Origin of the sequence: Loktanella agnita, from assembly GCF_046640325.1 — a bacterium.
GTDB lineage: Bacteria > Pseudomonadota > Alphaproteobacteria > Rhodobacterales > Rhodobacteraceae > Yoonia > Yoonia agnita.
Genome location: NZ_JBJMBF010000006.1, coordinates 173,654 through 197,046, shown reverse-complemented (window position 1 = coordinate 197,046; position 23,393 = coordinate 173,654). Strand labels below are relative to the sequence as shown.

Here is a 23,393-nt window from a genome sequence, read left to right as displayed (position 1 = left end):
CTATATTGCAACTGTAACAGAACCGATAGGTTACAATATGCTAACGATCCCACCCAAGGTAACGCCCCGCGCGTTTGAACGACTGGCTGAAATCGGCGCTGCGGCGCAGGGCAAAGCCTTGCGTGTTGCCGTCGAAGGGGGCGGCTGCTCTGGATTTCAGTATGAAATTGATCTTGACGAAGCGAAAGACGACGATCTGATCCTGTCCGATCACGGGGAAACCGTCGTGATCGACAGCGTGTCCCTGCCCTTTCTTGCCGATGCCGTGATTGATTTCACCGAGGAATTGATCGGCGCACGTTTTGTCATTGAAAACCCGAACGCCACATCCTCCTGCGGCTGCGGCACGTCATTTTCGATGTAATGCACGACAATACAAGACTGACCGCGCTGATCATGGATCAGATCAACGGTCATTACCAAATACAGATTGATGAAGCCGAATTTACCCGATTGCTGCAGGCCGCCCTTGCCGATGGGCAATCGCGGCTGGATCTGCGCGACAGGCTGATTGCAGGCGCGCGCGATAGCAACACTGTCACGATCAGGGACATCATTGATGTCATCACACAAAGCCTGTCTGACGAAATCAGGGATTTAGGCGAAGATATCGCAGAAATGGAAAATGATCTGCTGCCCAGCAGGCTCGCCCTGGGCAGCCTTGTGGGGTTGGTGATCGGCACTGTTGTCACCCTTGCGACGGGTGCAAGCGACCCTGTCACCTCTGCCGGGTTGATCGGGGCGCTTGCAATCACGACCATCGCGATTACCTATTATCGTAAGCGCACGTTTCGCAGGGCTTCAGCCTTGCGGGTACAGAAATCCAACTACGAGACCTTCTGCAGGCTTTTGCAAGACATCAAATAGTGTGTTAAGAAAGAGCCGCTAGGATCGTAGCCAACCAATGGTGAAGTAGATGCAAGATGTCATGATAATCACGTCCACCGAATGGGTGTTGCTGGCCTTGGTCAGTTTCGCCCTGATCAATAGCGCGATTATTTGCATGAACCTGCGTAAAAACCTGATCCGATCCGAAGCGCGCCAATCCTTTGACGGATTAACAGGTGCCTTATCCGCGCTGGGCAAGCGCACGCACCGCAAAGCGGCAAAAACACGTCTCTGACCGCTTGTGCATGGCCATGCTGTGCGGCAAAACATCCCCGATGACAGGGGAATTTCCATGAAGATTGCGACTTTCAACATCAACGGGGTTAAGGCCCGCATTGATGCGTTGACCGACTGGCTTGATGAAGCGCAGCCCGATGTGGCGATTCTACAAGAAATCAAATCAGTTGATGAAGGCTTCCCCCGCGACGTGATCGCGGACAAAGGTTACAACGTGGAAACCCATGGTCAAAAGGGGTTCAACGGTGTCGCCCTGCTTTCCAAATTCCCGTTAGAAGACGTAACACGCGGCCTGCCCGGCGCGGCTGGTGCCGGGCGTGATGGCGTCGATGATGAAGAGGCCCGCTATATCGAAGCGACGGTCGTCGGGGAAAAGGCGATCCGCATCTGTGGGCTTTATCTGCCGAACGGCAACCCCGCCCCCGGTCCGAAATATGATTACAAGCTGCGCTGGATGGAACGGCTCAAGACCCGTGCAGAGGAACTTCTCAAGCTGGAAGAACCCGCGCTAATGGCCGGCGATTACAACATTATCCCGCAACCCGAAGACGCGGCGCGCCCAGATGCATGGCGCAAAGACGCGCTGTTCCTGCACGACAGCCGCAACGCATTCCGGCGCATCCAAAACCTCGGCTTTACCGAAGCCTTCCGCGCGCGCGATGCTGGTGCCGGTCACTATTCTTTCTGGGATTATCAGGCGGGCGCATGGGATAAAAATGACGGCATTCGCATTGACCATTTCCTGCTAAGCCCGCAATGCGCGGACCTGCTGAACAACTGCTGGATCGAATCCGAAATGCGCGGCAAGGACAAGCCATCGGATCACGTGCCTGTCTGGATTGACTTGGCGGCCTGAAAAACCGATTATATCGGGAACGATCCGCATCCAGACACAGTTCTGTCCTGAAACAAAGGACAATTTTATGATTTCCAGACTGATCACACTTTTGGCGCTAAGCGCGACCATCCCTACGCTTGCGAGCGCACAGTGCCGCATCAATGTACCCGGCGTGGCCTGTATGACCGTACCCGTGGCGACGCCGCCAAACGCAACGGAACGATCATGCCGCATCGGAGTGCCGGGCACCGCCTGCAAAGCCGTCGCACGCACGCCCCGTCCTGCCCCGGTTGATGTCGGTGAATTTCTGGAACGTGGTGAATATTCCATGATGATGAACGCCCGCTATTACGGCTTGCCCGATGTGCGCGATGGCTGGGTCTATATGCAGATCGAAGATGATATCTATCGCGTCGACTACCGCAGTCACGAAGTGCTGGAGCGTGTGACCGATCAGGCCAATCGCAACTGGTAATTCAACCCGTTACATCGTGATCGTAAAGCCAGCTAAGCCGGTTCAGGAACGCACCCGGTGCGGCCCGCCCAATCACACGCAACCCTGTATGCGCCACTGTCCGGCGGATACCTGACAGATGATAATTCACCGCATTTGCATTTGCACCGGCAATCGCGCGTGTCACGCGGGACTGACGCGCCGTCTGATAGGCGGATAATGCAGGCTCAAGCGCGGCATTCTCATTGCAGCAACGCGCCAGAACATAGGCATCCTCAATCGCCAAATTTGCGCCCTGTGCAAGGAAGGGCAGCGTCGGATGCGCAGCATCGCCAAGGATCGCAATATTCCCCTGATGCCACTGCGCCGCGACGGGGTGCCGAAACAGGCCCCATAGATTGACATGTTTGACCTCGCCCAGAATGCTTTTGATTCCCCAGCACGCATCCGCGAAGACTTTGCGCAGGTTTCCCGGTTCATCCGCGTGATGCCAGCCTTCGTCCGCCCATTGCCTACGGGCCTGCACGGCGACGATATTCATCCGGCCATTTGCCAGCGGATAGGTGACCATATGCCGATTGGGCAGCATCCAGATGCGGGCCACAGGCGCGACATCGGGCGCGTCAATAATCGCGCGCCATGCCACCTGCCCCGTAAAAAAAGCTTCATCCAAAGCATTGATTGCAGGGCGGACAATGGAATGCACGCCGTCCGCCCCGATTGTCAGATGCGGGCTGATCCGGCCATCAGGGGTATCAAAGCTGCCATCGGGCTGCACATCCGTGATCCGCGCATTCAGCTTGATGGTCACATGCGCCGCTCTGCACGCGTCTGTCAGCAGGTCAATCAACGCCGCACGATGATAAAAGCGGTAAGGTGGGGTTTGCGCGGTCAGATCAAAACGGGAGACTGACCGCCCGCTCAGCCCGTCCATCGGCATGACCGCTTGCGCTGTAATCCCGATCCGGTCGAGCGCGCCGTCAGGTAACAGTCGGTTCAGGACGCGCGCACCATTGGGGGTTATCTGTATGCCCGCCCCGACTTCGGTGATTGCCGGGGCTTGTTCGTAGACGGTGACGATCGCGCCATGCTGTGCAAAGGCCAGTGCGGCAGTCAGGCCACCGATCCCGCCGCCGATGATGGCGATGGTGCGGCCTGCGTTATGATCAATCGTCGCGATGGACTTTCTCGCGGCGTTCGTGGCGCTCTTGCGCCTCAAGGCTCATGGTCGCGATGGGGCGCGCATCCAGACGTTTCAGCGAAATCGGTTCGCCGGTGATTTCACAATATCCGTATTCACCTTCGTCAATGCGGCGCAGTGCCGAATCGATCTTGCTGACCAGTTTGCGCTGGCGATCGCGGGTCCGCAGTTCCAGCGCACGGTCAGTTTCCTCAGAAGCGCGATCAGCAATGTCGGGGATGTTGCGGGTCTGGTCCTTCATGCCTGCGACGGTATCGCGGCTGTCTTCCAGAAGCTCTTCTTTCCAGGTCAGCAGCTTGCGGCGAAAATACTCAAGCTGGCGATCATTCATAAACGGTTCACTGTCGGCAGGACGATAATCTTCCGGCAAAAAAACTTCGGTTTTCATAGTCATACCCAGTAAGTCTCCAACATGACATCAGGCCACCCGTCCCGCGCCATGATCTTGTTTTATGGGCGGTTTACTCTTTTGATAGGTCAGTGTCACCCCCTCATTTCAGCCTTTAGCAGGGTGTTGATGATCGGCGACGACCTGCTAGGTTGCGTTCAAGTTTCAGAGGTAGAAAATATGCATTTCACCGGCACAGACAGCTATGTCGCCACAGACGACCTGACGATGGCGGTCAATGCCGCCGTCACGCTTGAACGCCCGCTACTCGTCAAAGGCGAGCCCGGCACAGGCAAGACAGAGCTGGCACGTCAGGTGGCAGCGGCACTGGGTCTGCCGATGATCGAGTGGCACATCAAGTCGACCACCAAGGCGCAGCAAGGTCTTTATGAATACGACGCCGTCAGCCGCTTGCGCGACAGTCAGCTGGGTGAAGAACGCGTGCATGATGTGGCCAATTACATCAAACGCGGCAAGCTTTGGCAGGCCTTTGCTGCGGATGGCAAAACCGTCCTGCTGATTGATGAAGTCGACAAAGCTGACATCGAATTTCCTAATGATCTCTTACAGGAACTCGACCGAATGGAGTTCCACGTCTATGAAACCGGCGAGACTGTGAAAGCCGTCAACCGGCCCATCGTGATCATCACGTCGAACAATGAAAAGGAACTGCCCGACGCTTTTCTGCGCCGTTGCTTTTTCCACTATATCCGCTTTCCCGACATTGACACGATGCGCCAAATCGTGACCGTACATCATCCGGGGATCAAAGAGGCGTTACTCACCACCGCGCTGACCCAATTCTACGAAATTCGCGACACGGCAGGGTTGAAAAAGAAACCGTCCACGTCAGAGGTTCTGGACTGGCTGAAACTGTTGCTGGCAGAGGACCTGTCGCCCGAAGATCTCAAACGTGACGGGGCGAATGCGCTGCCAAAACTGCATGGTGCCCTTCTCAAGAACGAACAAGACGTACATCTTTTCGAACGTCTGGCTTTTATGGCGCGGCGTGGCTGACCGGGCGGTCCACCGCGCATTGATGCGATATTGAACTGGTCAGTGGCGCAAAGCAGCGTATTGTTGCTCTGAGGCAAACAAGAGCGATACGACAATGACAAAAAATGTCGAAACGATCATCCGCCCCCTGCGCGCGGAAGACGAACCCATTTGGCGCGCACTCTGGACCGGGTATCTGACGTTTTATCAAAGCACGGTCACGGAAGAGGTCTATGCCACCACCTTTGCCCGGCTTCTGGGCGATGACGACTGTGATTTCAATTGCCTGATCGCCGAGGTAGACGGCACCCCCGTCGGCCTGACCCACTACCTATTTCACCGACACTGCTGGCGGATCGAAAATTCGTGCTACCTTCAGGATCTCTATGCTGATCCATCAGTGCGTGGTCAGGGCGTTGGGCGGAAACTGATCGAAGCGGTCTATGCCGCCGCCGATGCGGCTGGCGCACCCAATGTTTATTGGCTGACACAGGATGATAATGTGACGGGACGACAACTCTATGACCGGGTCGGGCAATTGACCAATTTCATCAAATACCAGCGCGCCACATGAAGCGGCTCATCGCATTCGCACTGATGTTTGCCTCTGCCTGCGCCGAGCTGCCAGAGGGCCCCGAACCGATCAGGCTCGACTTTCCCGAAGCGCGCGGTTTTGCGGCGGCCAGCCCCGATCGTCCATCGCGGCCCAATTCGGAAATCGCCTTGGATTTCATGGACCTGTCGTTCCAAATGGAAAGCGGGCGCGAACTGCCGTACTTCAGCAGGTTCGAACAGCCCATCACCGTGCGGCTAACCGGCGATGTGACACCCTCGATGCGGTCTGACCTGGATGCGCTTCTCAAACGGCTGCGCGACGAGGCGCGGATCGACATCAGCCTGTCCAGCACAGAGACCGCCAACATCGTGATCGAAGGCGTGCCGACCCGCACCCTGCAACGGATGGCCCCAAATGCGGCCTGTTTCGTTGTCCCAAATGCCTCCAGTTTCGACGAGCTGCGCCGCGCACGCGGTACGGCGGCGCTGGACTGGGCGCGGCTGAGAACACGGACCCGCGCGGCGATCTTTTTACCGTCTAACGTGGCACCGCAGGAAATCCGCGATTGCCTGCACGAAGAACTGGCGCAAGCCCTTGGCCCGCTCAACGATCTGTATCGCCTGCCCGATTCCGTCTTTAACGATGATAATATCCACGCGGTGCTGACCGGGTTCGACATGCTGATCCTGCGCGCCTACTACGCGCCCGACCTGCAAAGCGGCATGTCGAAAGGTCAGGTCGCGCAACGCCTGCCCCGTATCCTCGCCCGGCTGAACCCGCGCGGCGAACGCGCTGGCGGGCAAATCCCCAGCAGCACATCGCGGATCTGGATCAATTCCATCGAAGCTGCACTCAGCGGCGGCACCAGCCCGGACCGGCGACGTCAGGCGGCAGCGCGTGCCATTGCCATCGGACAAAGCCTTGGCTGGACCGGACCGCGCGAAGGCTTTGCCAATTACGCCTATGGCCGTTTGCAGATTGGGAATGATTCCGTTGTCGCGCTTGGCGCGTTCAACACCGCCAGCCGGGCTTATTCGCAAAACCGGGTTACCGATATCCATGCCGCCCATGTGGCAGTCCAGCTTGCCGCCTTCACCCTGAATTCCGGCGATGCAGATGCCACCATCACCATCACCGATCAGGCGATCCCGGTCGCGCGGGAGCATCAGAATGCGTCGCTTCTGTCCCTGCTAATGATGTTCAAGGCCGAGGCGCTGGACCTGAAGGGTGACACTGACGCAGGCATGGCCTTACGGCTGGACAGCCTTGGTTGGGCGCGGTACGGCTTTCGTAGCCGCGACGAGGTGATCGACAGGCTGAACGAAATCGCATCGCTGCCACCGCAGGAAACGCCAAGCTGACAAGGGCCTTACCATGATCTATCCACTGTCGGGACTTCTGCTCGGGGCGATTTTTGGGGCTTTGCGCGCAAAGATGCGCGGGGGCAAGCTGTTTGACCTTTTGCAATGGGGCGCGGTCTTTGCGATCATCTTTGGTCTGATTGGTCTGTTCATCCTGATCGCTATCGAACGCAGCTACGTGTAGCGCGATGTTTCTGCCCTTTTTCGACAATTTGCGCAGCGCCGGGGTCCCGGTTTCCCTGCGCGAGTTCCTGTCGTTTCTCGAAGGCATGAAGGCAGGGCTGGCGACATACGACGTCGAAGCATTCTATTTTCTGGCCCGCACGATCATGGTCAAGGATGAGCGGCATCTGGATAAGTTTGACCGCGCCTTTGCCACCACCTTCGAAGGGCTCGATGCGATCCCGGCAGAGGCGGTGCTCAACGCCGTCGACATCCCCGCCGACTGGCTGGAAAAACTGGCCGAAAAGCACCTGACCGAGGCCGAGAAAGCCGAAATCGACGCCATGGGCGGCTTCGACAAGCTGATGGAGACGTTGAAGAAGCGGCTCGAAGAACAAAAAAGCCGCCATCAGGGCGGCAGCAAATGGGTGGGCACGGCCGGCACCTCCCCTTTTGGGGCCTATGGCTATAACCCCGAAGGCGTGCGCATCGGGCAAAAAGAAAGCCGTCACCAGCGCGCGGTCAAAGTCTGGGACAAGCGCGAATTCCGCAATCTTGATGACAGCGTCGAACTGGGCACCCGCAACATCAAGGTCGCTTTAAAACGGCTGCGGAAATGGGCACGCGACGGGGCGGCCGACGAATTGGACCTGAACGGCACGATTCGCGCCACCGCCGAACATGGCTATCTTGATGTGCAGACCCGCCCCGAACGGCGTAATGCGGTCAAGGTGCTGTTATTTCTTGATATCGGCGGCTCTATGGACCCGCATATCAAAGTGGTCGAGGAACTGTTCAGCGCCGCCAAAGCCGAATTCAAACACTTTGAGCATTTCTACTTTCACAACTGCCTTTACGAAGGCGTGTGGAAGGACAACCGCCGCCGCTGGAACGCCCAGACCCCCACATGGGAAATCCTGCGCACCTATGGTCCGGATTACAAATGCATTTTCGTGGGCGATGCGAGCATGTCACCCTATGAAATTGCTTTTAAGGGCGGGGCGAACGAGCATTGGAACGAAGAGTCAGGCCAGACTTGGCTTGAACGCGCCCGCGATCAATGGCCCAATCACCTGTGGATCAACCCACTGGATGAACGCTATTGGCCCTACACACAATCAATCCAGATGATCCAAGAGATTTTCGGCACAGATCGCATGGTGCCAATGACACTGGACGGGATCAGCCGGGGGATGAAGGTGCTGAAATGAACGTGCTGAGCATCCAGACAGGCAAGCCTGAACCCACCCCTGCAAAATCCGGCCTGACCGGCCATTTTAAAAAGCCCGTCACCGGCCCCGTGCAAATCGGACCGTTGGGCCTGTCGGGTGATACGATCTGTGATCTGGATAACCACGGCGGCGTTGATCAGGCTGTCTACCTGTTTGGCGAACCGGATCGGGTGTGGTGGCAAACTGAACTTGGGCGCGAGCTGCCTGCCGGTTTCTTTGGCGAAAACCTTTTGATATCAGACCTGCTCAGTGCCGATCTTGCCGTCGGTGATAAGCTCACCATCGGCAACGTCATGTTGGAAATCACGGCACCGCGCATTCCTTGCGCCACCTATGCCGCCCATATCGGGGATCCGCAGGCGATCAAACAATTCTACCGCGCGGCCCGGCCCGGTGCTTATGCGCGGGTCCTGCAAACAGTCCAGATCACTGCGGGGCAACCGGTAGAGTTCACATCTTATAACGGTGACCGCATCCTCATTATTGAAAGCACGCGGCACTATCTGCGCCATTTTGACGATCCCGACTTCCTAGCGCGCGTGCTGACGGTGCCCGCGCATCACAAATTGCGCGCGCTGGCACAGGAACGTCTTTCAAAACACGCACCGGAAACCGGGCCGACCAGCGTATAAGTAAAGATCAACCGCCCGATTTATGGTTTCTGACCGGGCAAATGTGACAAGGAAAAACACGATGCGGCGCCGACTGTCCTATCTGTGGCGACGACAACGGCTGGCCCTGATAGCCTTTGTCGCGGTCACAGGGATTGCCGGGTTCTTCGGGTTTCACACGGTCAGACAGGCAATCTATTGGTCGGACCCCATGCATCAGGATCAGCCGCTCGACGGTTGGATGACGCCCCGCTATGTGGCCCGATCCTATGACATCCCACCCCATGTGGCAGGCCCGGCGCTGTTTCTGACCCCGGATGCACCGCCGCGCCGGATATCGCTGGACGCAATCGCGGCAGAGCAAAACGTCTCGATCAACGATCTACAGGTACGCATTGACGCCGCTGTGACAGACTGGCGCGCAGGTGGGGAACGTACCAATGACTGAGTTGGTGCTAACCCTCGCCGCCGACTACGGTATTGCACTGCTTTTCTGCGTCACATTTCTCAGCTGTCTTGCCTTGCCGGTGCCGTCATCCCTGCTGATGCTGGCTTGCGGTGGTTTTGCGGCCACCGGTGATCTGTCGCTGATCGCTGTCGCCGCCGCCGCGTATTGCGGTGCGGTTCTGGGCGACAACACAGGCTATTGGATCGCGCGGGGCTTGGGGGACAGGCTGGCAAACTGGCTGAACGCCGCGCCCAAACGGGCCAAGCTGATGACACGCTCCCGCGCTTTCATGCAGCGCTGGGGCGGGTCGAGCGTATTTTTCTCTTGCTGGCTGGTCGCCCCTTTGGGCCCCTACATGAACTACGTCAGTGGGCTGAGCAAATTTTCCTGGCTCCGTTTTGCGCTCTGGGGGCTGGCAGGTGAAATCGTCTGGGTCGGGCTTTATGTGGGCCTTGGCTATACATTCGCGGACCAAATGACCCTTATTGGCAACCTGCTTGCCAATCTGTCAGGCTTTCTCGCTGCTGCTGTTGTTGCGGCCCTGCTGGGCAGGTGGCTGTTGCGCGCCAGTGACGCACGGTCTGGCAAAACAGCACCCGCACCCCATATCTGACAGATGATCAAGTTTCTCCCCATTCTGCTTGCACTGCTATACGGTTTCGCGATGTACCGGTTTTCGGTCTGGCGCACCGCACGCGAACTGGATCAAAAATCGACAGAGCTAGCTGACCCTGTCTTGCGCGTTCTGACCAACCAGATGGCGCAGGCGCTGGATATTGAACAGATCAAGGTGCACATATACGAAATCGCGCCAATCAACGGGCTCGCCGCCCCCGATGGACGCATTTTTATCACGCGCGGTTTTTTCGACAAATACCGGCAGGGTGAGGTCAGCGCCGACGAGATGGCCAGCGTGATCGCCCATGAGTTGGGGCATGTGGCACTGGGGCATTCGCGCCGCCGGATGATCGACTTTTCCGGACAGAACGCCATGCGTATGACACTTGGGATGATCCTGAACAGGATCCTGCCGGTGATCGGGCCTTGGATCGCGAACGGGCTGATGACACTTCTGGCGGCCCGCATGTCGCGCAAGGATGAATTTGAGGCAGACGCCTATGCCTCTGCCCTGCTGGTGAAATCCGGGATCGGGACAAATGGCCAGAAATCACTGTTTGATAAATTGCCCAAGCTGACAGGCGATGCCGGTGGCGGTACCCCTGCTTGGTTACTCAGCCATCCGAAAACAGCGCAACGGATTGCCGCAATCGAAGCGAATGAAGCAAAGTGGGATCGCGCCTAAACATAAGCCGCAGCCGCATCACCTTAGCCAAATAGGCTGCCCATCACAGCTGTACAGCTTGATGGGCGGGATCCTGCCGGCCCTGAAATGCACTGATTGCTGACAGCGAAGATCAAGACAATAAATCAATCAGTGTAATGAGTTACCTGTTTTCGAAAACATCGAAAAACTAAGGAACCACTCATATGTCCACCATCCCAGACGAAACCGAACGCTACAATGCTTCACGCAATGACGCGATCAATTCCACAATAAATGCAGGAGGCAACGTCGATATCATCGAACTTAACAATAACGGTAACACCAAACGTGGTTTGCTCGGAAATGACATCATTTATGGCAATGGTGGCAACGACAACCTATTTGGCAATACCGGGAGTGACGTCCTATTGGGCGGCACTGGTGACGATAAGGCTGAAGGCGGCACCGGCAATGACTGGCTGTTCGGAGACTCAGGCAGTGACAAGCTCGTCGGCGATGGCGGCAACGACCGTCTCTATGGCGGTACCGGACATGATGAGTTGCTAGGCCAGACCGGCTCAGACTTTCTCGATGGTGGTGCTGGCAACGACACGCTTAAGGGCGGCGTAGGGAACGATGTACTTTATGGTGGATCGGGCAATGACACGCTTCAGGGCGGCCGCGGAAATGACGTACTCATCGGTGAGGCAGGCAATGACATACTCACCGGTGGCGCAGGGGCAGATACGTTTATATTTACAAGCGGGTTCGGCGATGATGTTGTGACTGATTTTAAGCGTGGGACAGATAAGATCGACCTAACTGCTTTTGCTGACATTGATTTGGGTATTGCCCTGGCCCTTGGACGTGACTCCATCACATACATATACTTTGACCGAGACAGCGGGGATGGTCTCGGCACTATTGCAATCGAAAATGCAGGTGGTGTGGAACTGGACCAGAGCGACTTCCTGTTCTGAACCCAATAGTAGCGTTGTGCGGCGTCTTCAGATGTCGCGCAACATCTTCCCGAACCGCGGCAACCGCGCCTTTTTCATCAGGGCCCGCATGCTCCAGCCTTCACCTGACAGCCTGCACGCTTCGTCCAAAACGCGCGCGGCGACGCTCCGGACCTGCTCCGGGGCCTCATCACACAGCCCGCATAAAAACCCGTCCGGATCAAGCCGGGCCAATCCCTCTTCGGCCAGGATATTTCGCGGGAAATCCTTGGCATTCATTGTCAGGATCGCATCGCATGATCCGATCACCGCTGCGGTTAGCACATGGACGTCCGCCGCATCGGGCAGCCAAAACCGCGCCTCAATCCCGGTATCATAACTCACAGACGCTTTAGGAAAGCGCACTTGCAACGCGGCGATCTCCCCCCGCGCGAACACCTCTTGCTCCGGCCCCAGCTTGATCGTGGCCCGCGCCCATTCTTCTAAAATACGCGGCGACCAACGCGGCTCAAACAGCCCCTGCCCCGCCACGCCCAGCACGATCTCGCGCATCACCGTGGGGTAAAGCACACAAGCGTCGACCATCACCCTCATAGGCGAAAGAACACCGCCTTCAGATAGCCGCTTTCAGCAAGATGCGGCATCAACGGGTGATCCGGTCCGGCAAAACCGGTGTGGATGATCTGCCCCCGCCGCCCGGCGCGCCCGATACCACGGGCTGATGCATTGCGAAAACGGGTCAGATCAGCCGCATGGGAACAGGAACATAACCCCAGATACCCGCCCTCGGCCACCAACGGTGCCGCCAGTCGCGCGATCCGCTCATAGGCGCGCAGCCCGGCTTCCAACGCGTTCCGCGAAGGGGCAAAGGCAGGCGGGTCGCAAATGATCACATCAAATTGCGCCCCTTCCTCGGCCAGTGCCGTCAACACATCAAAGGCGTCGCCTTTGCGGGTCTGAAGCCTGTCCGACACGCCCATAACATCCGCACCCTGTGCGGCCAGTTCTAGTGCCGGGGCAGAGCCATCGACGGCCAGCACCGATGCCGCACCGCCCGCCAATGCGGCCAGCCCGAAGCCGCCGACGTGCGAAAACATGTCCAACACCCGCGCACCCTTTGTCAGGCTGGCTGCAAAAGCGTGGTTCGGACGCTGATCGAAAAACAGCCCGGTCTTCTGCCCACCCATGACATCAGCCATGTAGTGTGCACCATTCATCGGCACGGCCAGCGGTGCTTCGGGCGCGTCGCCTGCCAATACCTCGGTACGTTCATCAAGACCTTCAAGGCTGCGCGCGCGGCCGGTGCCGTTCATAATGACGGTTGCAACCTCGGTAACCTGTTGCAATGCGGCGACCAGCGGCGTGATCAACTGATCTGCCCATGCTGCATTCGGCTGGACCACGGCGACATCACCAAAGCGGTCGATGACAACACCCGGCAGGCCATCCGCCTCTGCGTGCACTAGTCGGTAGAATGGCGCATCGTATAACCGTGCACGGTGCTCCAGCGCACGGTTCAATTTGGCCGCGAACCAATCCTGATCAATGACTGCTTCCGGATCGCGGTCGAGCATCCGGCAAGTGATCTTTGATCCCGGATTGACGGCAACCACCCCCATCGCCGTGCGATTTGAGTCTTCCAACTGCGCAAGGGTCCCCGGCGCGAGCGCCTTGGTCCGACGGTCAAGCACAAGTTCATTGGCATAGACCCAAGGAAAGCCGTGCCGGATGGCGCGGGCTTCTGCTTTGGGGGTCAGGCGGACAACGGGGCGGGTGGGGGCGATCTCTGTCATGACCGCCCTCCTATCTATGTTTTGCGCCGCTTGAAAGATGCAAGCTAGGTTAGTTCTTCGCGCAGCACTTTGGTCAGGAAGTCAGTCACCCGCACCTTTTGTGTTTGCCCGCTTTGTTCCAGCTCGACGGCCCGGCTTCCGCCCGGTGCGTCCAGATTGGCCGCCACACGCCGTGTCGGTTCGATTACCTCACCAGTTTGGTCATTCCGGACGGTGATCAGAAAGACGATGTTATAGACGCCGCCCACAGAATAGCGGGTCTTGTCCGTGACACCATGAAAACGGCTCAGTTGCACATGTACGGCGACCGGGACCTGACCATCAATCACAGACTGATTTCGGGCAGCAGCCGTCTCAAACATCTCGGTAATTTGCGCCTTGCGATCACCACGCGGGTCGCCTCGCCAGACAATATTGGCGATCGGGTAATAACCGTCGATTTCTGATACACTCAGATCATCCGGCACAGTGAAAGAAAAGCTGCGCAGGTCATAAGACCGTACAATCTGCGCCTGGGTGCTGGCGCGGTATTCCGATGTCGGACCACTACAGGCGGACAGGCTCAAAAACAGAGCAACAAAATACAGACAAGCTTTCAACATCACGGTGGGTACCTTGCTAAGGATCAGATTTCGCCATCTGCGCACATTTGCGTGAGAGTGACAACAATGCGTTAATAAATCATACGTTACGCGCTGTTTTGATGGCAACATTGCCGCCTTGTTAGCGCTAACATTATGTGTTAGACTGTAATTGACCAAGCCACGAGGATGATTATGCCGCTTCACCCGACTATCGCAGCCGTCACCGACCGTATTCGCGCCCGCTCAGAAGGGCCGCGCACCAAATACTTGGACACCATGACACGGGCCGCCGCTGAAGGACCACGGCGTGCGCATTTGACCTGTGGCAATCAGGCCCATGCCTATGCCGCAATGGGGGGGGACAAAGATAAACTGACCGAGGCGCAGCGGCCCAACATCGGCATCATCACCGCTTACAATGACATGCTATCGGCGCATCAGCCATTTGAACGCTACCCCGATCTGATACGTGCGGCGGCGCGCGCGGCAGGTGGCACAGCACAGGTCGCGGGCGGTGTGCCCGCCATGTGTGACGGCGTGACCCAAGGCCAAACCGGGATGGAACTGTCGCTCTTTTCGCGCGATGTAATCGCGCTAGCCGCAGGTGTTGGGCTGTCGCACAACGTCTTTGACGCAGCGCTCTATCTGGGGGTCTGCGACAAGATCGTGCCCGGCCTCGTGATTGCCGCAGCAACCTTTGGCTATATCCCCGGTCTGTTCATCCCTGCGGGACCGATGACAACCGGCCTGCCAAATGACGAAAAGGCCAAAGTCCGCCAGCAATTCGCCACCGGCGAAGTCGGCCGCAACAAACTGATGGAGGCCGAGATGGCCTCTTACCACGGTCCGGGCACCTGCACATTCTACGGCACAGCCAACACCAACCAGATGCTGATGGAATTCATGGGGCTGCACCTGCCCGGATCCTCGTTCATCAATCCCGGCACGCCGCTGCGCGATGCGCTGACCGTTGCAGGTGTCGAACGGGCGCTGAACATCACCGCGCTTGGTAATGATTACAGACCTGTATGCGACATTCTTGATGAAAAAGCCTTTGTGAACGGCATTGTCGGCCTGATGGCAACGGGCGGTTCCACCAATCTGGTGCTGCACCTGCCCGCGATGGCGCGGGCCGCGGGTGTCATCCTTGATCTTGAAGACTTCAGTGACCTGTCAGAGGTCACACCGCTGATGGCCAAGGTCTATCCCAACGGGCTGGCCGATGTGAACCACTTCCACGCCGCAGGCGGGCTGGGGTTCATGATCGGGGAACTGCTCAATGCAGGGCTGCTGCATGATGACACCAAAACCGTCGCCGGCGACGGGCTGGAACGCTATGCGCAAGAACCGCAGGTCAAGGACGGGCGCATCACCTATGTGCCGGGGGCCGGGCATACGCTGAACGAAAAAATCCTGCGTCCTGCCAGCACCCCCTTCAACAGCCATGGCGGGTTGACTCAACTGTCCGGCAATCTGGGCCGGGGCGTGATTAAAACCTCTGCCGTCGCGGAAGAGCGGCACATCATTCAGGCCCCTGCCCGCGTGTTCCACGATCAGGATGCGGTGAAAGCCGCGTTCAAGGCCGGTGAATTCACATCTGACACGGTGATCGTTGTCCGCTTTCAGGGGCCGAAATCCAATGGCATGCCTGAACTGCACGGGCTGACGCCTACTCTCGCCGTCCTGCAGGATCGCGGGCTGCGGGTTGCATTGGTCACCGACGGGCGGATGTCCGGCGCATCCGGCAAGGTGCCCGCCGCTATCCATGTTTGCCCGGAAGCGGCCGATGACGGCCCGATCAGCCTGATCCGCGACGGCGACATGATCCGCATGGACGCCACCAAAGGCGCGCTAGAGGTGCTGGACGTGGACCTGAGCAGCCGCAGCCCGGCCATCGCCGATCTCAGTGGGAATGGTACAGGCGTTGGCCGTGAACTCTTTGACGCATTTCGCAAGAATGTCGGCCTTGCGGTCGACGGCGCGGGCGTTGTTGTTTAAAACTTCTATAAAACTTTCGGAAAGTGATTTTATGACACCTCAAGAAGCCTCTGCCGCTGCCGCCCGCGTCTGCCAACTTGCACCGGTCGTACCGGTACTGGTGATTGACGATGCCAGTATTGCTGCCGATCTCGCCCGGGCGCTTGTCGCAGGCGGGTTGCCCGCACTCGAGGTCACGCTGCGAACACCCGCCGCGCTGGACGCGATTCGTGAAATGGCAAGCGTTTCAGGTGGCGTCGTCGGGGCCGGAACCCTGTTGACGCCGAAAGATGTCGAAGCCGCAAAAGCCGCAGGCGCGACTTTCGGTGTCTCCCCCGGGGCCACCGACGTGCTGCTTGACGCCTGCGAGGCGAATGAGCTGCCCCTGCTACCTGGCGCAGCCACCGCGTCCGAAGCGATGCGGCTTTTGGAACGGGGTTACACCGTGCAAAAATTCTTCCCCGCCGAAGCCAATGGTGGTGCCAAGGCGCTCAAGGCAATCGGCGCGCCAATTCCACAGGTCAAATTCTGCCCCACCGGCGGCGTCAGCCTGGGCAACGCGATGGACTACCTGTCACTGGGCAATACGCTCTGCGTTGGCGGGTCTTGGGTCGCGCCGCAGGATAAGGTGACCGCAAAGGACTGGGACGAGATTACCGCGCTGGCACAAGAGGCATCACAGCTCGGCAAGGGTTAAGCCCTTAACGACGGTCTCTCGCAGGCTTCTTTACGCAGGCTTAGCATTTCAGGCTTAAGGACTTGGCTCCGTGCATACATGGAGTCAGTAAATGTTCGAAAGTTGGTCTGTCGCGCGCCGTATTGGCATTGGTTTTTCGGTCGTGACGCTGGTGGTCATAGCGCTCGCGACGATGGCCATCCTGTCTGTGCAGCGGCTCAGCACGGATTACACAGATTACCACCAGAACACAGAGCAATCGATTGCTGTGAATGCCTTCGTGGAAGACCTCTATCAGGTACGGCTCGGCACGCTCGAATACGGCGCTGAACAGTCAGACACGGCACGTGATTTCGTGCTGCAAAATATCAACGAAATTTTATACGACGTGGATTACCGGAACATATTCGCCGACGATCCGGCAAGCGTGACCGAGATTTCCGCGCTCTTACAGCTGACCACTGCGTATCAAACAGATTTCGAGCGCATGGTCACAATGACGGAAACGGCGACAGGTCTGGAAACGGCCATTCGGGACAAATTGCTGTCACTAGAACAGCTTTCCAGTGATCTGTTTCAAACCAGCCTAAGCCGGTCTGACCCGGAACTCGCCAATATCGCAGGACTCGTACAAGAGGCATTCCTGCGCTCACAGGTCGCGATTGAGGTTTATTTTGGTTCAAACACGGCGGCGGATCTGGAAACCGCGCAGACGCTCTTCGCTGAATTCAGGGCAGAAATCGCCTCCCTGCCATCTGTGCTCGCCGGTGGCGAAATCGGCAGGTTACTGACCCAAATCGAAGCGCTGGAAGGCGGCTTTGAAGCAGATTTGAACAGCCATCGCGAGGTTTCAGAAGCGATCGACACGCTGCTGTACGATACGCTGGCCTCCAGCGGACTCGAAGCGCAGGACCGTTTTGACGAAATCGTAGACGCGATTATCGCGCGCCAGTCAATTTTGGCCGAGGATGGCATGTCCATTATCCAAAACATGAATGTCAGCCTGCCAGCGGTCAGCGCCATCGCGACACTTGCCGCAATTGTATTGGCTTTTGTCATCAGCAAATCCATTTCCAGCTCGCTCGCGCAATTGGCCAAAGTCACAACCCGACTTTCAGAAGGTGATAATGCGGTCGAAATCACAGGTACCGCGCATCAGCATGAATTAGGTCAGGTTGCCCGTGCACTTGGCGTCTTCCGCGATGCACAGGTCGAACGGGCGCATGCGGAACAGGAGCGCGCCAAATTACAAGAAGCGCAGGCGCAAGTGGTGCAGACCATGCAATCAGAGCTGTCGCGCCTAGCAGATGGCGACCTGACAATTGAAATCGCCCAGCCGTTTGAACAGCAATACGAAGAAATGCGCAGGAATTTCAACCGCACGGTCCAAGCGCTGCAAGCAGTGATCGCGCAGGTGTCCGAAACCACAGAAATCATTCGCACGGGCACCGTCGAAAATAACAGCGCAACATCTGCGCTCTCGCAACGGACTGAAAACCAGGCCGCAGCGCTAGAAGAAACCGCAGCCGCCCTCGATGAACTCACCACAAGCGTACGCACCGGCGCAGAGCATATCAAATCGGTCGATAGCACGGTCACCAAGGCCAAATCAGAAGCGGTGAAAAATGAAACCGTTGTCGCTGACGCGATCAGTGCCATGGAATCGATCGCAGAATCGTCCAAGCATATCAGCCGGGTGATCAACGTGATCGAAGACATCGCCTTTCAAACCAACCTACTTGCTCTGAATGCCGGGGTCGAAGCCGCCCGCGCAGGCGAATCCGGGCGCGGATTTGCCGTGGTCGCCTCAGAGGTACGTGCGCTGGCACAACGGTCAGCCGAGGCCGCAAAAGAGATATCAGAACTTATCTCCAACAGCGGAAAACACGTTGAAAACGGTACGCGCCTGGTGGGGAACGCTGGCAAGGCACTGGCTTCAATCAGTGCGCAGGTCAACGAAATCGCGACGATGACTTCGCAAATCGCAAGTGGCGCGGCTGAACAATCAATCGGCCTGTCGGAAATCAATTCCGGCGTGAACCAACTCGATCAGGTCACCCAGCAAAATGCCGCCATGGTGCAAGAGGCCAGCAATCGCGGGGGAAGCATGGCCACCGAGGTGAAAAACCTGTCTGAATTGGTTGCCACGTTCAAAATCGGCGACAACTACCCGGCGGCCAGACAGACCAATATGATGGACAGTGACCCGCTCTCGACCGCAATTGCCAGCACCCACAGCTTCCAGCAACCTGAACAAGGTTTCAGCACAAGTGCGGCTGATGTATCCGATATCAACTGGGCAGAGAGCGCGCGGCCTGAACCACCCTTAGCGCCCGCAAAACTGGTGGCAAACGGCGATAACAGCGACCAGATGTGGGAGGATTTCTAACCTCAGAAACCGTCACGGACCTGCAACCGGTTGAGTAAGGGAAATACGGCAGTCACTCAACTCACCCGACAGATTATCCGTAGGTTGCAGTGGAAATCAAAATTCGCGCACCGATCCGATACGCACCCATCGTCAACTTCAAACATTCACCCGTAAAAAGCCGAGAAGCTTATCTAACTTGGGCGATGTGACCTCAGCTCAGCCAACCACAGGTCAGTTCTCAAACCTTGCCCGGCGTCCACCACGTCGGCGGGCAGGATTAACCTGTGCTAAGGCATCTTGCAGTGTAGCGGTCATCGGATGCGAGTCGTTTGCGTCGGCATAAGTTGCCAGCAACGCCCGCACGACGGTTTTGATATCGGCCTCCGCTGGCATGGTCAGCACCCAATCAAGAAAGATTGTCCGACACTCTTCAGCCGTGATCCCGTCAATCCGAAAAGACTCGCGGATCAGCCCGCGCGGATCATTTGGATCTTTCTCCATCTACGCTCTCCAACAACCTTTTGATCACTTCAGCGGCCTGCACCCGCGCCGCCACCATGCGGGTATTGAGCGCATCAATGTCATCGCAACCGGTCTCGCGCAATATCATTCGACGCCCCCCTTCGCCCAGCGCATCCGGGTCAAACACACCACCGGTCAGCAATCGGGCACTGGCCTGCACCTGCCACAAAAGTCCGGCAGTTGCAGCAACCGTATGTGCATCGGCCGTATCAACCCAGCCACTCTCCACACCGGCCTGCAACTGCCCCTTCAGATCATGGGCCGGCGCGCCACTGCGCAAGGCCGCCGTCTGGGCAAATAACTCAATATCCTGCAAACGTCCCGGACCGATCTTTGCGTCCCATTCTCCTTGCGACGGCTTTGAACGTGCAATCCGGTCGCGCATTTCGGCCACATCGGACAAAACGGTCGGACCTTGCGCCTTTTCGGACAGAAGCGCCCTGCGGAATGCCTCAATCTCAGCAGACAGACCGGTACTCCCAGCAACCGGACGGGCGCGAGTCAGCGCCAGATGTTCCCATGTCCAGGCTTCGTCGCGCTGATAATTACTGAACGCTGCGAAAGAGGTCGCCACCGGCCCCTGTTTTCCAGAAGGGCGCAAGCGCATGTCGACCTCATAAAGCCGACCTTGCGACATGGGCGCGCTCAACGCGGTTACCAAAGCCTGGGTCAACCGGGCGAAATAGGTGCGCGTTTCCAAGGGGCGCGGCCCGTCCGAACGATCCACACCTTCTGCATCGTAGATCACGATCAGGTCCAGATCGGATGCGGCATTCAACCGCCCTGCCCCCAGCGACCCCATGCCCAGCACCACAACGCCCCGGCCCGGCATCGGCCCATATTTCTGCGCGAACTCTGCCGCAACCACCGGCCACAACGCCGAGACCACCGCCTCTGCCAGATCCGCATATTGGCGACCGCTGGACTCTGCATCGATCAGGCCCCGCAGATGATGTACGCCAATACGGAAATGCCATTCCTTGGCCCAGCGACGCGCCGCGATCAATTGCGCTTCATAGTCACCCTGCGCAGCCAGAACCGCCGCCAGTTTCTCGCGCAGTCCAACAACACCCGGCCATGGGGCAAAGAATTCACCCGCGATCACAGCATCCAGCACCCCCGCATTGCGCGACAGATATTGCGCCAACGCCGGGGCCGTGGCCGCGATATCGACGATCAATTGGGTTAACTGCGGGTTCGCCTCAAACAGCGAAAACAGCTGCACCCCAGCAGGCAACCCCGCTAGGAACCCATCAAACTGTGATAATGCCTCGTCCGGTTTCGCTGCCTCGGCAAGTCGGGTCATGATTTCCGGACGGAGGCGCGCAAAAATCTCGGTTGCGCGGGCAGACCGCAGCGCCGGGTAGCTTGGCCAGCGGGCCAGCACATCCGCGCCCCAATCCGATTGTGGCGCAGGTGCTGCGGCATCCGGGGCAAAGAACCCTTCGGTCAAGGCATGCACCGCTTCGACCCGTGTGGTCAAATCGTTGCGAAGCGTCGCAACGTCGGTCCCCATGAAGGCCGCCAGCCGTTCAAACCCCTCTGCATCGCTGGGTAATTGGTGCGTCTGCGCGTCATTGATCATCTGCAAGCGATGCTCCACCTCGCGGTGATGTCGGTAATGGTCATAAAGCTGGGCAGCACTTTCAACGGGAATCCAGCCTGCCGCAGCCAGCCGATCCAGCCCGTTCCCTGTGCCACGCACCCGCAATGACGGGTCGCGCCCACCCGCGATCAACTGCCGGGTTTGCGTGAAAAACTCGATCTCGCGGATGCCGCCACGGCCCAGCTTCATGTTGTGGTCTTCCAGCACAAGATTGCCATGCAGCCCCTTGTGATCGCGGATTTTCAGGCGCATGTCGTGGGCGTCCTGAATGGCGACAAAATCCAGATGCTTGCGCCAGACAAAGGGGCGCAAAGTGTCAAGAAACCGCGCACCAGCCGTCTGATCCCCCGCACAAATGCGCGCCTTGATATAGGCGGCGCGTTCCCAGGTGCGCCCGACACTTTCATAATAGCGCTCTGCCGCCTCCATCGACAAACACACCGGCGTGACAGAGGCATCCGGGCGCAGCCGTAGGTCGGTCCGAAAGACATAGCCGCCTTCTTTGACATCCGACATGATCGCAGCCATGCGCCGGGTCACGCGGATCAGCGCCGCGCGCACATCATGATAATCATCGGGATCATAGCGCGTTTCATCAAACAGGCAGATCAGGTCAATATCCGACGAATAATTCAGCTCATGCGCGCCCATCTTGCCCATGGCCAGCACCACCATGCCCGCCGCATCATGCGGATCGCCATCGCCGGTCAGCTTTCCACGCGCAACCTCTGCCGCAACAAGCCGTGTGACGCAGGCCGAAACAGCACCATCTGCAAAATCTGTCAGAACCTGCGTCACCTGCTCCAGCGGCCAGACACCGCCCAGATCGGCCAAAGCCGTCAGGAGCGCAATCCGGCGTTTTGTCTGGCGCAGATGGGCGGGCAGACGGTCCAGCGCGATTTCGGGTAGCTTCGCCATCAACGCATCGACAGCCTGCTCCGGCGTCTCTAACGCTTCTGGCAACCAGTCTGCCTCGCTCTTGATCAGCCCGGCCAGATAAGGGCTGCACCCCGCCGCCCCGGCGATAAGCGAGTGAATATCTTGCGCTAGCCCCGGCAGCTCGGCCACGGCATCAGCGCCCCGGTCAGGATCATAAGGGCGGGGCGAGCGGGATAGGCGAGACGTAAACGACATGCGCGGCACAGTGCGGTTGTCAGCGGTCAGCGTCAATCATAACAATGCATGCAGAACGAAGGGGCGCACGATTTATGAGCAAAAGCCTGAAACGGGTCGTCGGTGTATTACAGGCCGCCGGGCATGATATCACCCCGCATGAAATGGCGGTGCAGACCCGGACTGCCCAGCAGGCGGCGGATGCCGTAAATTGCAACGTCGATCAGATTGCCAAGTCGATCATTTTCGCAGGCGAGACTTCAAGTGCATTGTTTCTGTTCATCACCGCAGGCGGTAACGCCGTGGACCAAAGCAAGGCAACGGTGTTGGCAGGCCAGCCGCTAGGCAAGGCAGATGCAACGCTGATCCGCAGTCAAACAGGCTTTGCAATCGGCGGTGTGGCTCCCGTCGGTCATCTCAATCCGATCCGGACATTTTTCGATCCGCGGCTGTTGGCGTTTGCGGTGGTTTACGCCGCTGCAGGGACACCGCGCCATATTTTTTCGATTGATCCGCAGGTGCTGGCACAGATTTACAGTGCGGAAGTGGCTGATTTTATTTCACTTTAGCTAGATATGTAAAAAACATTCACATTCACCCTTGAAGCAGAGCACCCGGCCTCCGATATCTATTCATGTAAACAGCATTTACATAAACCCAGTGAAGGAGCCCGCACATGAACACTGCCACAACCCATTACCCGATGAACGGCGCTGCACGGCAGCCGGGGTTTTTCGCCCGTGCAGAAGCTTGGCTTGATGAACAGGGCAAGGGCGCATGGATTGCCGCGATGCTTCTCGGTTTCATTTTCATCTGGCCCGTCGGCCTTGCCCTTCTTGCCTATATGATATGGAGTAAACGTATGTTCAAAGCGTCCTGCACCGGCGTAACCCGGACCCGACACATGCATAAATCAAGCGGTAACAGTGCGTTTGACTCATATAAAAACGAAACGCTGCGTCGGCTGGAAGAAGAACAGGATAACTTTGAGGCCTTCCTCAAGCGGCTGCGCGACGCCAAGGACAAAGCCGAATTTGACCAGTTCATGGATGAACGCGCCAAAACGGCCCGAGACGATGACGCATCAGAGTCAAGCAGCACCGGCAATGCCTGATGTTACCAGCGGGTCCCCGATATCAGGGGGCCCGTCTTCATA

27 protein-coding genes are annotated in these 23,393 nt (G+C 57.9%); 20 read left to right on the top strand and 7 right to left on the bottom strand.

The genetic code is table 11. The features are described 5' to 3' along the window. The first annotated feature begins 37 nt into the window (after positions 1 to 37). The 5 genes from ACJ5NV_RS09040 (at position 38) to ACJ5NV_RS09020 (ending at position 2,438) form a co-directional block, all read left to right on the top strand. Complete coding sequence (locus ACJ5NV_RS09040) at positions 38 to 364, top strand: HesB/IscA family protein (RefSeq protein WP_411643342.1); 327 nt, start codon at positions 38 to 40, stop codon at positions 362 to 364. A 32-nt stretch (positions 365 to 396) separates the two neighbouring features. Continuing rightward, entirely contained in the window at positions 397 to 867 is a 471-nt protein-coding gene (locus ACJ5NV_RS09035; protein WP_411643341.1) for a hypothetical protein, read from the top strand. A gap of 61 nt (positions 868 to 928) precedes the next feature. Next, positions 929 to 1,123, top strand: a complete 195-nt coding sequence (locus tag ACJ5NV_RS09030) for a hypothetical protein (protein ID WP_411643340.1) — start codon at positions 929 to 931, stop codon at positions 1,121 to 1,123. Positions 1,124 to 1,180: 57 nt separating this feature from the next. Further along, positions 1,181 to 1,981: an exodeoxyribonuclease III gene (gene xth, locus ACJ5NV_RS09025; protein WP_411643339.1), complete on the top strand. Its 801-nt coding sequence runs from the start codon at positions 1,181 to 1,183 to the stop codon at positions 1,979 to 1,981. Between the two features lie 67 nt (positions 1,982 to 2,048). Then, positions 2,049 to 2,438 (top strand): hypothetical protein, encoded by a 390-nt coding sequence (locus tag ACJ5NV_RS09020; protein ID WP_411643338.1) that lies wholly within the window; start codon positions 2,049 to 2,051, stop codon positions 2,436 to 2,438. Position 2,439: 1 nt separating this feature from the next. Here the strand turns inward: ACJ5NV_RS09020 and ACJ5NV_RS09015 are convergent, their stop codons facing one another. Together ACJ5NV_RS09015 and dksA are read right to left on the bottom strand one after the other, a co-directional pair. After that, positions 2,440 to 3,636, bottom strand: a complete 1,197-nt coding sequence (locus ACJ5NV_RS09015) for an FAD-dependent monooxygenase (RefSeq protein ID WP_411643337.1) — start codon at positions 3,634 to 3,636, stop codon at positions 2,440 to 2,442. Next, positions 3,584 to 4,006 (bottom strand): RNA polymerase-binding protein DksA, encoded by a 423-nt coding sequence (gene dksA / locus ACJ5NV_RS09010; protein WP_411643336.1) that lies wholly within the window; start codon positions 4,004 to 4,006, stop codon positions 3,584 to 3,586. The genes ACJ5NV_RS09015 and dksA overlap by 53 nt, the downstream gene beginning before the upstream one ends. Before the next feature lie 180 nt (positions 4,007 to 4,186). Here dksA and ACJ5NV_RS09005 point away from each other — a divergent pair, with 180 nt between their 5' ends. From ACJ5NV_RS09005 to ACJ5NV_RS08960, 10 genes are all read left to right on the top strand, one after another. Continuing rightward, entirely contained in the window at positions 4,187 to 5,023 is an 837-nt protein-coding gene (locus ACJ5NV_RS09005) for an AAA family ATPase (protein WP_411643335.1), read from the top strand. Positions 5,024 to 5,117: 94 nt separating this feature from the next. Then, entirely contained in the window at positions 5,118 to 5,576 is a 459-nt protein-coding gene (locus ACJ5NV_RS09000; protein ID WP_411643334.1) for a GNAT family N-acetyltransferase, read from the top strand. Further along, entirely contained in the window at positions 5,573 to 6,919 is a 1,347-nt protein-coding gene (locus ACJ5NV_RS08995) for a DUF2927 domain-containing protein (protein WP_411643333.1), read from the top strand. The genes ACJ5NV_RS09000 and ACJ5NV_RS08995 overlap by 4 nt, the downstream gene beginning before the upstream one ends. Before the next feature lie 13 nt (positions 6,920 to 6,932). Then, entirely contained in the window at positions 6,933 to 7,103 is a 171-nt protein-coding gene (locus tag ACJ5NV_RS08990; RefSeq protein ID WP_411643332.1) for a hypothetical protein, read from the top strand. 4 nt (positions 7,104 to 7,107) lie between these two features. Then, positions 7,108 to 8,292 carry a vWA domain-containing protein gene (locus tag ACJ5NV_RS08985; RefSeq protein WP_411643331.1) on the top strand — a complete coding sequence of 395 codons (1,185 nt, stop codon included), beginning with the start codon at positions 7,108 to 7,110 and terminating at the stop codon, positions 8,290 to 8,292. Further along, positions 8,289 to 8,945, top strand: coding sequence for an MOSC domain-containing protein (locus tag ACJ5NV_RS08980; protein WP_411643330.1), 657 nt, complete (start codon positions 8,289 to 8,291; stop codon positions 8,943 to 8,945). Before ACJ5NV_RS08985 ends, ACJ5NV_RS08980 begins: the two co-directional genes overlap by 4 nt. 61 nt (positions 8,946 to 9,006) lie before the next feature. Continuing rightward, positions 9,007 to 9,372, top strand: coding sequence for a hypothetical protein (locus ACJ5NV_RS08975; RefSeq protein WP_411643329.1), 366 nt, complete (start codon positions 9,007 to 9,009; stop codon positions 9,370 to 9,372). Then, positions 9,365 to 9,985, top strand: a complete 621-nt coding sequence (locus ACJ5NV_RS08970) for a DedA family protein (RefSeq protein WP_411643328.1) — start codon at positions 9,365 to 9,367, stop codon at positions 9,983 to 9,985. Before ACJ5NV_RS08975 ends, ACJ5NV_RS08970 begins: the two co-directional genes overlap by 8 nt. A 3-nt stretch (positions 9,986 to 9,988) precedes the next feature. Beyond that, positions 9,989 to 10,675 carry a M48 family metallopeptidase gene (locus ACJ5NV_RS08965; RefSeq protein WP_411643327.1) on the top strand — a complete coding sequence of 229 codons (687 nt, stop codon included), beginning with the start codon at positions 9,989 to 9,991 and terminating at the stop codon, positions 10,673 to 10,675. Positions 10,676 to 10,860: 185 nt separating this feature from the next. Then, complete coding sequence (locus ACJ5NV_RS08960; RefSeq protein ID WP_411643326.1) at positions 10,861 to 11,616, top strand: calcium-binding protein; 756 nt, start codon at positions 10,861 to 10,863, stop codon at positions 11,614 to 11,616. A 27-nt stretch (positions 11,617 to 11,643) separates the two neighbouring features. Here ACJ5NV_RS08960 and ACJ5NV_RS08955 read toward each other — a convergent pair whose 3' ends face one another. From ACJ5NV_RS08955 to ACJ5NV_RS08945, 3 genes are read right to left on the bottom strand one after another with little or no spacing between them, the layout of a single operon-like run. Continuing rightward, entirely contained in the window at positions 11,644 to 12,189 is a 546-nt protein-coding gene (locus ACJ5NV_RS08955) for an RSP_2648 family PIN domain-containing protein (protein WP_411643325.1), read from the bottom strand. Next, positions 12,186 to 13,388, bottom strand: a complete 1,203-nt coding sequence (locus ACJ5NV_RS08950; protein WP_411643324.1) for an RSP_2647 family RNA methyltransferase — start codon at positions 13,386 to 13,388, stop codon at positions 12,186 to 12,188. The genes ACJ5NV_RS08955 and ACJ5NV_RS08950 overlap by 4 nt, the downstream gene beginning before the upstream one ends. A gap of 44 nt (positions 13,389 to 13,432) precedes the next feature. Further along, complete coding sequence (locus ACJ5NV_RS08945; RefSeq protein ID WP_411643323.1) at positions 13,433 to 13,990, bottom strand: DUF6778 family protein; 558 nt, start codon at positions 13,988 to 13,990, stop codon at positions 13,433 to 13,435. Between the two features lie 174 nt (positions 13,991 to 14,164). Here ACJ5NV_RS08945 and edd point away from each other — a divergent pair, with 174 nt between their 5' ends. The 3 genes from edd to ACJ5NV_RS08930 all read left to right on the top strand — a co-directional run bounded on the left by edd (position 14,165) and on the right by ACJ5NV_RS08930 (position 19,014). After that, positions 14,165 to 15,970 (top strand): phosphogluconate dehydratase, encoded by a 1,806-nt coding sequence (gene edd, locus ACJ5NV_RS08940; protein WP_411643322.1) that lies wholly within the window; start codon positions 14,165 to 14,167, stop codon positions 15,968 to 15,970. A gap of 31 nt (positions 15,971 to 16,001) precedes the next feature. Further along, positions 16,002 to 16,646: a bifunctional 4-hydroxy-2-oxoglutarate aldolase/2-dehydro-3-deoxy-phosphogluconate aldolase gene (gene eda / locus ACJ5NV_RS08935; RefSeq protein WP_411643321.1), complete on the top strand. Its 645-nt coding sequence runs from the start codon at positions 16,002 to 16,004 to the stop codon at positions 16,644 to 16,646. A gap of 91 nt (positions 16,647 to 16,737) precedes the next feature. Next, positions 16,738 to 19,014: a methyl-accepting chemotaxis protein gene (locus tag ACJ5NV_RS08930; protein WP_411643320.1), complete on the top strand. Its 2,277-nt coding sequence runs from the start codon at positions 16,738 to 16,740 to the stop codon at positions 19,012 to 19,014. Between the two features lie 213 nt (positions 19,015 to 19,227). Here ACJ5NV_RS08930 and ACJ5NV_RS08925 read toward each other — a convergent pair whose 3' ends face one another. Together ACJ5NV_RS08925 and ACJ5NV_RS08920 are read right to left on the bottom strand one after the other, a co-directional pair. After that, positions 19,228 to 19,497, bottom strand: a complete 270-nt coding sequence (locus ACJ5NV_RS08925; protein ID WP_411643319.1) for a hypothetical protein — start codon at positions 19,495 to 19,497, stop codon at positions 19,228 to 19,230. After that, complete coding sequence (locus tag ACJ5NV_RS08920) at positions 19,478 to 22,258, bottom strand: [protein-PII] uridylyltransferase family protein (RefSeq protein WP_411643318.1); 2,781 nt, start codon at positions 22,256 to 22,258, stop codon at positions 19,478 to 19,480. The genes ACJ5NV_RS08925 and ACJ5NV_RS08920 overlap by 20 nt, the downstream gene beginning before the upstream one ends. A 74-nt stretch (positions 22,259 to 22,332) precedes the next feature. Between ACJ5NV_RS08920 and ACJ5NV_RS08915 the strand changes: the two genes are divergently transcribed. Further along, complete coding sequence (locus tag ACJ5NV_RS08915; protein WP_411643317.1) at positions 22,333 to 22,806, top strand: YbaK/EbsC family protein; 474 nt, start codon at positions 22,333 to 22,335, stop codon at positions 22,804 to 22,806. A 107-nt stretch (positions 22,807 to 22,913) separates the two neighbouring features. Then, on the top strand, positions 22,914 to 23,351 hold the full coding sequence (locus tag ACJ5NV_RS08910) for a DUF2852 domain-containing protein (protein ID WP_411643316.1): 438 nt from the start codon (positions 22,914 to 22,916) through the stop codon (positions 23,349 to 23,351). The last annotated feature ends 42 nt before the right edge of the window (positions 23,352 to 23,393 follow it).

Coding starts and splice junctions, on each gene's coding strand:
- ACJ5NV_RS09040 (WP_411643342.1), top strand. CDS start 38: ATGCTAACGATCCCACCCAAGGTAACGCCCCGCGCGTTTGAACGACTG.
- ACJ5NV_RS09035 (WP_411643341.1), top strand. CDS start 397: ATGGATCAGATCAACGGTCATTACCAAATACAGATTGATGAAGCCGAA.
- ACJ5NV_RS09030 (WP_411643340.1), top strand. CDS start 929: ATGATAATCACGTCCACCGAATGGGTGTTGCTGGCCTTGGTCAGTTTC.
- xth (WP_411643339.1), top strand. CDS start 1,181: ATGAAGATTGCGACTTTCAACATCAACGGGGTTAAGGCCCGCATTGAT.
- ACJ5NV_RS09020 (WP_411643338.1), top strand. CDS start 2,049: ATGATTTCCAGACTGATCACACTTTTGGCGCTAAGCGCGACCATCCCT.
- dksA (WP_411643336.1), bottom strand. CDS start 4,006: ATGAAAACCGAAGTTTTTTTGCCGGAAGATTATCGTCCTGCCGACAGT.
- ACJ5NV_RS09005 (WP_411643335.1), top strand. CDS start 4,187: ATGCATTTCACCGGCACAGACAGCTATGTCGCCACAGACGACCTGACG.
- ACJ5NV_RS09000 (WP_411643334.1), top strand. CDS start 5,118: ATGACAAAAAATGTCGAAACGATCATCCGCCCCCTGCGCGCGGAAGAC.
- ACJ5NV_RS08995 (WP_411643333.1), top strand. CDS start 5,573: ATGAAGCGGCTCATCGCATTCGCACTGATGTTTGCCTCTGCCTGCGCC.
- ACJ5NV_RS08990 (WP_411643332.1), top strand. CDS start 6,933: ATGATCTATCCACTGTCGGGACTTCTGCTCGGGGCGATTTTTGGGGCT.
- ACJ5NV_RS08985 (WP_411643331.1), top strand. CDS start 7,108: ATGTTTCTGCCCTTTTTCGACAATTTGCGCAGCGCCGGGGTCCCGGTT.
- ACJ5NV_RS08980 (WP_411643330.1), top strand. CDS start 8,289: ATGAACGTGCTGAGCATCCAGACAGGCAAGCCTGAACCCACCCCTGCA.
- ACJ5NV_RS08975 (WP_411643329.1), top strand. CDS start 9,007: ATGCGGCGCCGACTGTCCTATCTGTGGCGACGACAACGGCTGGCCCTG.
- ACJ5NV_RS08970 (WP_411643328.1), top strand. CDS start 9,365: ATGACTGAGTTGGTGCTAACCCTCGCCGCCGACTACGGTATTGCACTG.
- ACJ5NV_RS08965 (WP_411643327.1), top strand. CDS start 9,989: ATGATCAAGTTTCTCCCCATTCTGCTTGCACTGCTATACGGTTTCGCG.
- ACJ5NV_RS08960 (WP_411643326.1), top strand. CDS start 10,861: ATGTCCACCATCCCAGACGAAACCGAACGCTACAATGCTTCACGCAAT.
- ACJ5NV_RS08955 (WP_411643325.1), bottom strand. CDS start 12,189: ATGAGGGTGATGGTCGACGCTTGTGTGCTTTACCCCACGGTGATGCGC.
- ACJ5NV_RS08950 (WP_411643324.1), bottom strand. CDS start 13,388: ATGACAGAGATCGCCCCCACCCGCCCCGTTGTCCGCCTGACCCCCAAA.
- ACJ5NV_RS08945 (WP_411643323.1), bottom strand. CDS start 13,990: ATGTTGAAAGCTTGTCTGTATTTTGTTGCTCTGTTTTTGAGCCTGTCC.
- edd (WP_411643322.1), top strand. CDS start 14,165: ATGCCGCTTCACCCGACTATCGCAGCCGTCACCGACCGTATTCGCGCC.
- eda (WP_411643321.1), top strand. CDS start 16,002: ATGACACCTCAAGAAGCCTCTGCCGCTGCCGCCCGCGTCTGCCAACTT.
- ACJ5NV_RS08930 (WP_411643320.1), top strand. CDS start 16,738: ATGTTCGAAAGTTGGTCTGTCGCGCGCCGTATTGGCATTGGTTTTTCG.
- ACJ5NV_RS08925 (WP_411643319.1), bottom strand. CDS start 19,497: ATGGAGAAAGATCCAAATGATCCGCGCGGGCTGATCCGCGAGTCTTTT.
- ACJ5NV_RS08920 (WP_411643318.1), bottom strand. CDS start 22,258: ATGTCGTTTACGTCTCGCCTATCCCGCTCGCCCCGCCCTTATGATCCT.
- ACJ5NV_RS08915 (WP_411643317.1), top strand. CDS start 22,333: ATGAGCAAAAGCCTGAAACGGGTCGTCGGTGTATTACAGGCCGCCGGG.
- ACJ5NV_RS08910 (WP_411643316.1), top strand. CDS start 22,914: ATGAACACTGCCACAACCCATTACCCGATGAACGGCGCTGCACGGCAG.